Source organism: Paenibacillus sp. Marseille-Q9583, from assembly GCF_976954365.1.
In genome coordinates, this window is the sequence record NZ_CDRJTB010000012.1 from 62,205 (window position 1) to 75,163 (window position 12,959).

Genomic DNA, 12,959 nt, shown 5'->3' on the forward strand with positions numbered 1-12,959 from the left:
CCCGGAGACCTTCTACTGATGGAATAATCGCCCAGGGATATGATAAGCTCATGTAGAGTTATCATATCCCTAAACAGAGGAGGGAAATCTATGAGCCGTTTGATCACAGGGAACACTTATTATGGATTTCAGGTTGTTAATGAGGAATTTATCCCGGAGAACGAATCCAACGTATTTACGCTGGAACATCTGAAGAGCGGCGCCAGGCTGCTGTTCGTGCAGAATCAGGATGACAACAAGGTATTTAGTGTAAGCTTCAGGACCCCGCCTGAAGATAGTACGGGGGTCTTTCATATTTTGGAGCATTCCGTATTATGTGGTTCAGAGAAATATCCGGTCAAGGAACCTTTTGTAGAATTACTGAAAGGCTCGATGCAGACGTTCCTGAACGCATTTACGTTTGGGGATAAGACGATGTATCCAGTAGCGAGCCGGAACGATCAGGACTTCTCTAATTTGGTGGAGGTTTATCTGGATAGTGTTTTTCAACCGAATATTTATAAGCAACAAGAAATTTTTGAGCAAGAGGGCTGGCATTACGAGCTTCAGCATCCCGAAGATGCGTTAATCTATAAAGGCGTGGTTTATAACGAGATGAAGGGTTCATATTCCTCACCGACTACGGTATTGATGGATAGAATCAAAAAGTCATTGTATCCGGACACGATTTACCGTCATTCTTCAGGTGGAGATCCACAGGAAATTCCTGCGCTAACCTATGAGCAGTTTCTCAAAGCGCACAGCAATTATTATCATCCGTCCAACAGTTATTTTTATCTCTACGGAGACGTTAATATTGAAGAGAAGCTGCAATTTATAGACCAGGAATATCTTGGGTCTTATGAACGAAATAGCTTCGATACTTCCATTGCCCTACAACAGCCCATTGGAATGACGGAGTTGGTAGCGGATTATCCGATTCTGGAAGCAGAAGCAGCCACTGATAAGACTTATTTGAGTCTAAATTATGTGATTGGAACTTCTACAGATCGGGAACTGAACCTTGCTTCTGATATTTTAAAAAGCATGCTGATGGACAGCAACGCAGCTCCGCTCAAGCAAGCTTTGCTCGAAAGCGGATTGGGCAAAGACGCGTTTGCTTTTTTTTCCGACAGTATGGTTCAACCGCTGCTTGGTATTACGCTAACCCATTCCAATGCCTCCTCCAAAGATGCCTTCGTGGAGCTGGTGAAGACTACATTAAAGCGTTTGGTAGAGGACGGACTAGATGAGAAGCTGGTGCTGGCAGCGGTCAACAGCAAGGAATTTGAACTCCGGGAAGCGGACTTTAACCAGTATCCGAAGGGTCTTACTTACAATATCGAAGTGATGAAGTCCTGGCTCTATGACGGTCAGCCAACTACTCACATGCGCTATGAAGAGGTGCTCACGGCCATTCGAGAAAAGCTTGCGGATCGTTATTTTGAGAAGCTGATTGAGGACTATTTGCTGAACAGTGATCATTGCAGTGTGGTGGTACTGAACCCGTCCAAGACGATCGCAGCGGAAAAGGAAGCATCCACTCAGCATCAATTGAGTGAATACAAAGCGTCACTGCAACCCGATCAGTTGGAGCAGCTTGTTCAGAGTACACAGCATCTTCTGGCGCGGCAGAGCCGTGCGGATGCAGCCGAAGATTTACAGAAGCTACCGAGCTTGTCTTTACAGGATATTAACCGCAGTGTAGAACCTCAGGTGCCGACCCATGAACAAATCCATGAGGGAATAAAAGTGATCCACCATGAGGTAGCTGCCCATAAGATTGCCTACTGCAAGCTTTATTGGGATACGGGTGTTATAGCTCCTGAACGAATTCCTTATTTGGTGCTATTGGCAGAGGTATTGGGCCAAATGGAGACTGCCTCTTACGCTATTAAAGAGCTCACCAGTGAAATCGGGATCAAAACCGGGGGCATATATTTCAGGAATGAGCTCTATGGCGCTGTAAAAGCTACGGGGGCGAGTTATCAGCCTAAATTCTCTGCGCTGGTGAAGGTGATGGCGGGGCATATTGGTGAATCACTGGACCTGCTGCGAGAGATACTCTATACAAGTGCGCTCGACAATCTGACCAAGCTGCAGGAAATCGTCCGCCGGGAAGCCTCGCAGATGGAATCGATTCTGAATCAAAGAGGGAATGAGATTGCGGCCAGCCGTCTGATGTCCTATTTCTCGGACATGGGAGCGTATCAGGAACAACAGGGCGGCGTTACTTATTATCGCTTTATCCGCGAGCTTGCCGAGACGTTCGATCAGCAGGGAGCTCAGGTGGCAGACACACTGAAGGGCATCTGTGGGGATTTGTTCAATAAAAACAATTTGGTCATCAGCGTGACTGGTACGCCTGATTTGTATGAAGAATTCGCTAATAATGTTGCGAAGCTGAATATCAAGGATCGGCCAGTGGTGCGTATGCCTAAGATTACAGCGCAGGGACATGCGGACAATGAAGGATTCATGTCTTCCAGTCAGGTGCAATATGTAGTCAAGGGATACGATTTCACTAAGTTAGGATTCACATATTCAGGCAAAATGCAGGTACTCAAGAAAATCATGAGCCTTACCTATCTGTGGAATGCCGTACGTGTGAAGGGCGGTGCGTATGGCGGGAACCTGGTTCTGCGCAGAGACGGGATAATGATGTTCACCTCCTACCGTGATCCGAATTTGCAGGAGACGCTGGAGGTTTATGATCAGGCTTATCGATTTGTTGAGAGGTATGAAGCAGATCCCGATGAGATGACCAAAGCGATCATTGGTACCTTATCTATGCTGGATCAGCCTCTTAGTCCCAGCGCACAGGGACGGCGGGCAGACCGACATTATTTTGAACAGGTGACGGAGGCCGAACTGCAGCAAGAGCGGGATGAAATCTTGTCGACAACACCGGAAGATATCAGACAGTACACCGATTTACTTAAGACTGTAACGGAACAGAATTTTTTCACGGTGGTCGGCAACGCATCTAAGCTGAAATCGAAAAGCGCATTATTCGGAAGTTTAGAGGAACTTGTGAAGTAACAAGTTGTATGAATTACTGAACACCTTCAAAAGCATGGAGTTATATCGTTAGACATGAGGCTATCTTTGGAGGTATTCTTATGTTGCAGGATCAGTAAAAGGATAAGAATAACGAATAAGAGCGAAGGTCTTTTGTAGACTTTCGCTCTTATTATCTACTTTCTAACATAATCCGAAGACTCACGAATAATGAGCTCGGAATCCAATTTATAGACTCTATTGCCCTGAAATTCATTTTGCTTCATCTGATCAATAAACTTCTCAACTAGAAGAGCGCCCATGGTATATATGGGCTGATTTACTGAGCTCAGAGTGGGCGTTAGGTATTTACTAATTCGGTTATTATCGACACCAACGATGGCTATATCTTGAGGAATCCGAAGATTCTTTTCGCGGCAGGCTTTATAAACACCTAAAGCCATCTCATCATTGGCTGCATACACAGCTGTGAAAGAAATCTCCTTAGATAATATGTGCATCATAGCCTCATAACCGCTGTCTTCATTGAAATTACCATTTTCAATAAGCTCTGGCCGGAAGGGGATTTGGTGTTCGCTTAATCCTTTTAGATATCCATCTAGACGTTCATAGCTGTCTGTGGAATCTGGATATCCATTTAAGTACACAATATCTTTATGGCCATTTTGTACCAAATGGCTTATAACGGTTTTAGAAATTTTCACATTGTCTGTATAGATGCAGGGAACTAAATCATGCTCAATATGCTTGCCAATGACCCCGATGTTATAGCCCTTCTCAGCAAATTCAATAACTTCCTTTTCACTAAGTTGGGTGGTATTTAAGATCATGCCATCAACCGTTCGATCTGTTAAAAAGGTTAGATATTCCAGTTCCTTTTCCTTTGAATTCTCAGCATCACAAATAATCACTTTATACTTGCGGGCATAAGCCATGTTCTCAATTCCTTTAACAATTTGAGCAAAATAGGCCGAATTAATATCCGGAACAATGATGCCAATCGTTGAGGTTTTTTGACTGCGCAAATTTTTGGCGGCTGCATTAGGGTGGTAGTGTAATTCATCGATCGCTTGAAGTACTTTTTCCTTTGTGTCAGGATTTACGTGAACTATGCCGTTCAAGACTCGGGAGACTGTAGCAGGGGAGACACCTGCTTTTGCCGCTACATCACTTATTTTAATATCCATTCGATTCAACTCTCTGAATTATGATTTGACAATCAATTTATAATTTGATTATAATTTATCGTGAAAACGATTTCAAGATTATCTTTAAATTACTAATGATGTTAAGAGCGTTATAAGAATTGTTTAAAAGAGCAGTATACGGTGAGATTAACGAATGGATCATGTATCATTCTGGAATGACTAATGTCATAAGTTTCGGTTTTGTGAAATCGATTTCATGAAATATGGAGCTAGAATTTTTATTGTTATAGCAATTTCTTTCCAAAGACTATGCTGATTATTTCTACTGATCGATTTTTAATAATCTAGCATACTTATAAATCCGTACAAAAGGTGGTGATGGAGTTACCCATAGATGACTCTTAAAATCGAATGTTGCAATCGTTTACAAAATTGAATGTGGAGGATATAACGTGATCAAACGAAGTATGCTGCTCTTTTTGATTGTTATAATATTAGCCGGGAATTTTGTTTATTGTTCAAATCCTGCAGAAGCTGCTGTTATTCCACAAGAAGCGAACACAGCGGATATTACAGCTCTTTCGTCAAATACCCTGCTATACCAAAATTTCGAACTGGGCAACGGTTTTTCTAGTCCGAAAGCGACTTTGACCGATGAGAAAAATAGAGATCACATTGCGAACCAGAATGGGACCACGAGCATGAAAATGGTATCCACAACGGGAGGAGACTGGCCGAACAATACGCAGAACTATGTTGATATTACTCCTGTAAACGGGGCCTTTATGGATGTAAGTGCTTATAAATATTTGATTTATTACATAAAGGATGTTGGGAAAAGCGGTAATATGGAGCTCACAATAACGGATTCAAGTGGTCGGACAACAAATCTCTGGACAGACGATAAATCCGTCAGTGGAGAGTGGACGAAAATTGTTGTTCCCTTTAGTTCCTTTGATCCAAATAGTAAATTGGATTTAAGTAAGGTGGCGAAAGTTACTATCGGCCAATGGGACAAGCATACGTTATATATTGACGATATGTATTTTGCAAAGAATAAGGAGGACATCTTGCCGGGTTTTATTAGTAAGAAACCAGAGGTAAAGGTAGAGTGGTACCAGAACTTTGAGCACAAAAAAGGGTTCGTGGAAGCCTCAGGAGTTACTGCCACTGTAGATACGTTATCTTCCAATGAATACGGAAAGAACAGCCTCAAAGTAACGATTGCAGAAGACAGCGAGGCTCAATCTGTGAATCATGTTACCATTACGCCACAGTTGTTAGGTGCGTCTTTAGATGCTGCCGATTCGAATAATTTCGGGAAACAGTTTGATGCTACAAACTATGAATACCTGATCTTTTATGTCTACGATGCTGTCGGAGGTAATCCGGTGAGCGTAACCATCAAAGATGTAGGAGGTAAGAGTTGGAATCCGGCTATAGATACACTCACGCAGAATGATCAATGGACGCGTGTGGTGGTGAATCTTGATAAATCCAAATTCAATGTTAAACAGATTAATGGTATTCAATTAGGCTCTACACAAAAAGGAACCTACTATTATGATGAACTGTATTTTGCATCTAGTGATGCCGCTGAAGTTCCAGGTTTTGGTTTTACTACTCTAGTCTACAAGGCCGTGGGAGGGGATATAATCCCTTATCAGAATGGAGTCCCTCTTGCTTCATTTGAAAAGCAGAAGGATCGTGATTATCTGTCTTTGAATGGCGAGTGGAATAAGCAGCGGGTAACCGTGAATTCAACATTATCGGCTGCGCCAAGGGATGCCGCTGGTATCTCCGCTATTGAAGCTGAAAGTGGGAATCGATTCGCCGCTCAATACGACGACTCGGCTTGGTCTAACAAAACGTTGCCTCTGCCTGAAAATGATCGAGTGAAGCCGGGAGCCGATAAGGAAGTAACTGAAAATGACTCTTTTGAAGATTATCAAGGCGCAGTCTGGTACCGTAAACATTGTGAACCCGATGCATCTTGGACTGGGCAAAATGTGAAGTTATCCTTTTTGGGCGTAAACTATTTTGCGGACGTGTGGGTGAATGGAGTATATGCGGGTGGTCATGCTGGCGGGTATACCCCTTTTGGACTCGATGTCAGTTCGTTATTAAAATACGGTGAGGATAATGTTATTGCCGTACGTGTGGACAATCCGAAATGGGATTTCTTCAGTAAAGGTGAAATACTGCCTTATGTGAAGTCAGACTGGTTTAACTATACCGGTGTGTTGCGCGATATTTATCTGGAAGCCTCTGATGATGTTTATGTGGTGAGAAGTGATATTAAGCCGCTTAATGAGCAAGGTGATCTGAATATCTCAACGATTCTCAACAATAAACGAATAGTATCAGACGCTAATGTAGACCTAACTTATCAGGTGTTTGAAGCCAAGTTAACGAATTCGAATCAATCCAGTGATTTCTCCGAGGATCTAATTAGTGGAGCTGCTGTAGCTTCGAAAGTACAGTCAGTCAAAGTGAACGCTAATTCGGCCGCGTTGGACCATTTGAACCTGCAGGTACCTAATCCGAAATTATGGAGTCCGGCAGAACCTAATCTTTATGTATTAAAAGTAACAAAGAAGTTGGCTGACGGAACGTCTGAATCCTACTATACGCAATTTGGGATTCGCACATTGAGTACCGAAGGTGCAACTATTATGCTCAATGGCAAGCCTGCTCCGTTCCTAGTAGGTATGGGTAGAAGCGAAGACAGCTTTGATAAAGGCCCTTCCTTAACACATGATGAAATCTATAAGGATTTCTCTATCATCAAGAATCAATTTAACGCAAATTTTGTACGGACGGGTCATCTTCCGAATCATATCAATTCGTATATGTATACGGATCGTCTAGGTCTAGCCGTATGGCAGGAAATCCCTGCTTTCTGGTTCTCTGATGATGGATTTAACGGTACACGCCAAACTGGCATGGCTAAGCAAATGTTCAGTGAAATGATTTACAGCAACTACAACAGACCTTCGGTTTGGTTCGATGGAACGACAAATGAATCAGGGGGCAATTTAACGCGAATTAACTATATCCAAGATTTGTACGATACTGCGTACGAAATTGATGGCACCCGCTTAGTAGCGCAATCGGCTGTATCCAACAAATACATGGGGCAAGACGATAACACCCATACGGTTGCGGATGTCGTTGGAATGACGATGTATTACGGGATTTTCTATGGGGAAAATGCAGATATGGAAACGAGACAATCCATAGAAGATCTGCATGCGATGTATCCGGATAAGCCGATTCTTGCTACAGAGTATGGTTATTGGTCCGGCCCAGATGGTGCTCAAGGTGATAAACAAGTACAATTCTTTAATTCAACCTTTAATGCCTTCGCTAGCAAAGCAACGGTAAATGAGGACGGCACACCGAATCCGGACGGTATATTCAGTGGAGCAGCTTGGTGGACGGCCTTCAACTGGTACTCCAATGTGGACGATGATGGAGGACATATTCAATCCATGGGTCTGATGCATATGAACCGGAAGGACAAGAAGAAACTAACGGATATTTTATCAGAACGTTATGGTCGATATACCAAAAAATCTACTGTAGAACCCTTACCTGTAGGTCTAAGTGAATTCTATCAGAACTTTGAATCGGGGAATTTCTATTCCGTAGGGCCTAATGGCAAAGCGGTGGTCTCGAAAGACTCCGCGAATGCGAATGGAACGAAATCTGTTCAATGGACGGTAACAGATTCTGCTTATCTGGCAGTAGCCCCTGCAGATGGGATGATCTCCAAAGACTTGACGTATGCTAATTATTTGAATTTGTATGTGAAAGCAGATCAAGGTAATGTGCCTACGGTGGGAGTAACGCTGGTAGACACGAACGGGAAATCCTGGAGCGGTATAGCTCGCGAAACAGCCGTTAAAGGTGGCTGGTCGAGACTAACCCTGCCGCTTGGTTCTGCTGTTAAAGGAATCAACAACCTTTTTGTCAAAGAGATTCAACTTGAAGTCGGTCAATCCGGTGTTTATTATGTGGATGATTTATATCTGACGACCTATGAGAATGACCCATTGCCAGTTCTTAATCCAATCGGAAATACGAAATGGTATCAGAACTTAGAGGATAACGCTGAAGCAGTTGTGATCGTTGGTAGCAATACTACAGCAACTATCGAGAAGGAACATCCACAATATTCAAATGGGGTATCGAGTGTACGGATGGAAATCACGGGTGAAGGTGGATATCCAGGTCGGTCAGATCGTAACGTAACCCTGTTACCTCAAGAAGGAAGCGTCTTTGATTCAACGGGTTATGATTACCTTAGCTTTTATGTAAAGGATATGAGTAAGAAGGGGAACACCGTCAATGTTGTCTTGCAAGATGCGAATGGTGTCATCGCAGACGGCTGGACAGAGAGCGCAGGAATAGGCGGCGCATGGACAAAGGTGTCAATAAACCTGAGAAAAATAGTGAACAATGGACTCGATTTCTCGAAGATCACAAGCATTTCACTTGGTGAATGGAACCCAGGCGTATATTATTTTGACGATGTGTTTTTTGCACAATATGCCACAGACGGAATTCCAGCAGAACCCTCTACCGACAAGACGTTGACCTCATTATCTATCACTGGGCCGTCTACGATGTATTTGGGTGAAGCAGATCAACAAATGAAGCTGATAGCTAACTATAGCGATAACACAACTGTAGATGTTACCGCTGAAGCAAAGTTTACTAGTAGTAAATCAGAAGTAGCAACTATATCTAAGAAGGGATTAATAAGTGCAATCTCAGTAGGTAGCGCAGAGATTAAGGCAGAGTTTGCAGAGCAGGTGGCCCTGTTTAGCTTAACAGTACAGGCTGCTAAAGTACCTTTAGGTATTCTGACCGGACCAGCAGAGGTTACAGGCGGTCAGCCTTTAGATTTAACGTTCAAGCTGGTAGGTGTTACAGAGAGTGTATATCTGAAAGAAGTTACTTTCAATTATGACCCAACGCATTTGAAATTTGTTCAAGTGGATTCCTTGATCGATGGAGTAACCGTTGATACACAAACGGATGAATCTGGAATTGTGAAGGTTCAGCTAATGAGTACAGACCCATCTTTTATTCCTAGGGAGACAGGTGACTTGCTGAACATACATTTCCAGACGGAGTCTGTTGCTGAGAATACTACAAGTTCTATAACTCCAGTGAATGTTACGGTGAGCAATCTAGATGGAAGCGAAATGAAGCTGTCAGACGGACCTTTATATCAGGTGCAGATTAACAAAGTGCCAGTAGATAAATCGCCATTAATCTCGCTAATAGATGTTGCTCAAGCTAAAGTAGCGGCGGCTGTAGTTGGGACTGTGCCAGGGCAATATTCACAAGCTGCGGTAGATAGATTAAATAAGGCGATCCAATTAGCACATGCAATTGCGAACAACATTCTAATCTCTCAAATGCAAGTAGATCAAGCGCTGACGGAACTGAAGAAGGAAATGGAGGCTTTTGCAGCTTCCGTGATTACAGCACCGCCAGTTGTGAATGACAATACCAATAACAATAACAAGGGTTCACAAACGTCTAATTTAACCATTAAGACGGGACTGATTGAAATTGCGTTACAGCCGAATATTGGTGTAGTGACAGTAACTGAGGCTGATTTCCAAAAGGCTGTAAAAACAGTCTTGGATGGAAACTTAACCATTCAGGTAATTTCGCAACTTCCTTTCAATACGGTAACCGTTAAGCTTCCAGTTAAAGAGATTACAGGTTCTATTGCAATAGGTGAATTGAAAAAACTCACACTGAATATGGGTCTTGCTTCAGTGAAACTATCCAAAGAGCAGCTATTGGAGCTTACCGGCGATCAGGGCAAAGAAATTCAACTGACCGTACGACTAGCAGATCTTTCTGAGCTTTCTGGAGCTATGCAGAAGAAGTTTGGTTCGAATCCATTACTAGACTTTACGTTGAAGGTAGATGGAATAACGATCAAGATCTTTAAAGCGAAGCACGGAATAACACTGGCTTTGCCATACACGCTTAAAAAAGATGAGAAGCCGGAGACTGTGGTTGCCTACCACATTAATGATGATGGAAATGTTGAAGTGATTCGACACAGCAGATATGATGCAAATGCAAAGGAAATCGTGTTTGAAACGAATCATTTCAGCTATTATGCTGCGGCTTATGCTAGATCAATCTTCCGAGATATCGATAAGCTGGATTGGGCAAGAACAAGTATCGAGGCCTTGGCAGCGAGAGAAATTGTGAAGGGGACAGATGATTCTACATTTAATCCTGATGTTTCGGTGACGCGTGCAGAGTTCGTGAAGATGCTAATGCTTGCCTTGAATCTTAAGGTAGAGCATACCTCTAGCAGCTTCACAGATGTTAAGGCATACGCATGGTATACGGACTATATTGGCTCCGCACAAGCGCTCGGAATTGTGGAAGGAAAATCAGATGGAAGTTTTGGCATCCATGATCCGATTTCAAGACAAGATATTTCAGTGATGACGTATAGAGCGGCCCAAATGAGGGGAACTCCTTTTGAAGGTGGGGAAGTGAATTTTACCGATGTAAATCTCATCTCTGAATACGCCAAGGCATCAATCGGTGCTATGCAGAAAGCAGAAATATTAACTGGATTTACGGATGGCAGTTTTGCACCTCGCGCCCAAACAACACGTGCGCAGGCAGCAGTTATGATCTATAAGTTATTTAACCAATAAGTAAATTATCATCTATAAAGCTCCTTTTCAGTGCCTGTCTACTCGACGGATGCTGGAGAGGAGTTTTTTTTATTTAGTTAGAACCTTGACAGTTAGATTTCTAACTATTATGATAATGATGTTACTTAGAGTTCTAACTAATGCGAATACGGAGGAAATAACAATGAGTAAACCCGTTGAAAACACACCATTTTCTAATTTAATTCGAGAGATCGGGATGAAACTAAAAAGCACAGCCGATGCCAGGCTGAATGAGCTAGGGCTGAATTCACAGCAAGGACGCATGATCGGTTATATTTTTGAGCATCAAGAAAAAGGTGTAATTCAAAAGGATTTGGCGGAAGTCTTTAATAGAAAAGGGGCGAGTATCACCAGCATGCTTCAAGGGTTAGAAAAGAAAGGCTATATCAAGCGTGTCACACCTGAAAATGATGAACGGCAGAAGAGTATTTTTGTTTTGGAAAAGGGCGCTCTTTTGGTCGAGGAGTTTAATGAGATTTTCTCTGAGGTAGAAACAAGCATTACAAAAGCACTCAGTCCGGAAGAAACAGCAAACTTAAAGTCTTTACTGCAAAAAGTTAATTCAAGTCTATAAACGTTCGGAGGGTTAATCATGGAAACAGAAGTCTCTAATCAATATTATTTAGAATCGGCGCCGATCAAGAAGGCAATAGCTCATTTATCCATTCCTATGATGATCGGGATGTCTGTAGGTACCATCTATAATGTAATCAATGCTTATTTCATTGGGTTACTTCACAATACTAGTATGCTGACTGCCATTACGCTGGGTCTACCCATTTTCACAGTCTTAATGGCCTTTGGGAATATGCTCGGCGTTGGTGGAGGAACATTTATTACAAGGCTAGCGGGGCAAAAGGATACGGAGAAGGGGAAGAAGGTTGCCGGATACACTTTTTATGGAAGCATTATGGTTGGTATTCTTATTGCTCTACTAGCGATGTTAGCGATGGATCCAATTACACGATTGCTAGGTGCAGATGCTGCTACTCTAGCCTTTACTAAGGCTTATGCTGTGACTCTTTTCGCCGGTGGATTCGCCATTGTGCTTAATTTTGCCTTGGAACAGCTAGTCCGTTCCGAAGGTGCCTCCAAAGAATCGATGTACGGGATCTTCATCAGTACGGCTTTAAGTTTAATTTTTGATCCACTCTTTATTCTTGTGCTGAAATGGCATGTGGCAGGTGCTGCGTTGGCGATGGTTTTAGCGAATGTGGGTTCCGCGATTTATTATGTCTATTTTTTAGAAACGAAAAGTGAGCATTTAAGAGGATTCTTGAAGCATTTCAGGATATCTGTTCGAGATCAATTAGAAGTATACAAAATAGGTGTATCTGAGTTATTGCAATTTAGTTTTGTGATTGTGAGCACGCTTTTGTTAAATAACTTCGCGATTCAATATGGAGAAAATGTGGTTGCCGGATTTGGTGTGGCCTTAAGAATTGTGCAAGTTCCGGAGTTCTTATCAATGGGCTTATTCTTAGGTTTGATTCCACTATTTGCGTTTAACTTTGCTAGTCAAAATATGGCGAGACTTAAATCAACGATTAAACATGCTTTTGCCTATATCGGAGCCATTGCTTTTGTCTTTGTAGGTCTAGTATTTCTGTTCAAAGGAGCGATTCTGCATTTCTTCTCTAATGACCCTTCCGTGTTAAGTATGGGAACTTATATTTTGGTAGCCATGCTGATTTCTGCTTTATTTAATGGATTTACAGGTTTGTTTATGAGTATTTTTCAAGCGACCGGACAGGGGATACCAACTAATATTATGGCCATCACACAAGGCGTATTGTTTATCCCTATGATTATCGTGTTACATTCTGTCTTTGGACTTCATGGCGTGATCTGGTCAATGACCATAACAGAAGTTATAACGAGTTTGATGGGTGTCATCTTGTTTATTATTTTTAGTAAAAAGCTTAAAAGCACGAGTGGGGAGGGAAAAGATATTGTAGAGGTTGCGTCGGTGTAACAAAAGCTTTGCTTTACGTAAAAGCATAGAAAAGTAGTGGATGGCGGGAGCGTGGCTCGCGCTTTTTTGCGTTATCTAGAAGGTTTCGTGACCGAAGGATCGGTA

Annotated in this window: 5 protein-coding genes; 4 read left to right on the forward strand and 1 reads right to left on the reverse strand. The window is 42.4% G+C overall.

Translation table 11 applies throughout. The features are described 5' to 3' along the window. The first annotated feature begins 90 nt into the window (after window positions 1-90). Window positions 91-3,021 carry an insulinase family protein gene (locus ACWNM1_RS08400; RefSeq protein WP_449600634.1) on the forward strand — a complete coding sequence of 977 codons (2,931 nt, stop codon included), beginning with the start codon at window positions 91-93 and terminating at the stop codon, window positions 3,019-3,021. Window positions 3,022-3,176: 155 nt separating this feature from the next. Here ACWNM1_RS08400 and ACWNM1_RS08405 read toward each other — a convergent pair whose 3' ends face one another. Next, window positions 3,177-4,187, reverse strand: coding sequence for a LacI family DNA-binding transcriptional regulator (locus ACWNM1_RS08405; protein ID WP_449600635.1), 1,011 nt, complete (start codon window positions 4,185-4,187; stop codon window positions 3,177-3,179). Window positions 4,188-4,600: 413 nt separating this feature from the next. Here ACWNM1_RS08405 and ACWNM1_RS08410 point away from each other — a divergent pair, with 413 nt between their 5' ends. The 3 genes from ACWNM1_RS08410 (at window position 4,601) to ACWNM1_RS08420 (ending at window position 12,854) form a co-directional block, all read left to right on the forward strand. Then, window positions 4,601-10,858: an S-layer homology domain-containing protein gene (locus ACWNM1_RS08410; RefSeq protein ID WP_449600636.1), complete on the forward strand. Its 6,258-nt coding sequence runs from the start codon at window positions 4,601-4,603 to the stop codon at window positions 10,856-10,858. Window positions 10,859-11,021: 163 nt separating this feature from the next. Next, window positions 11,022-11,453: a MarR family winged helix-turn-helix transcriptional regulator gene (locus tag ACWNM1_RS08415; RefSeq protein WP_449600637.1), complete on the forward strand. Its 432-nt coding sequence runs from the start codon at window positions 11,022-11,024 to the stop codon at window positions 11,451-11,453. An 18-nt stretch (window positions 11,454-11,471) separates the two neighbouring features. Continuing rightward, a complete protein-coding gene (locus ACWNM1_RS08420; protein WP_449600638.1) occupies window positions 11,472-12,854 on the forward strand; it encodes an MATE family efflux transporter in 1,383 nt (460 codons plus the stop codon). Window positions 12,855-12,959 lie beyond the last annotated feature (105 nt).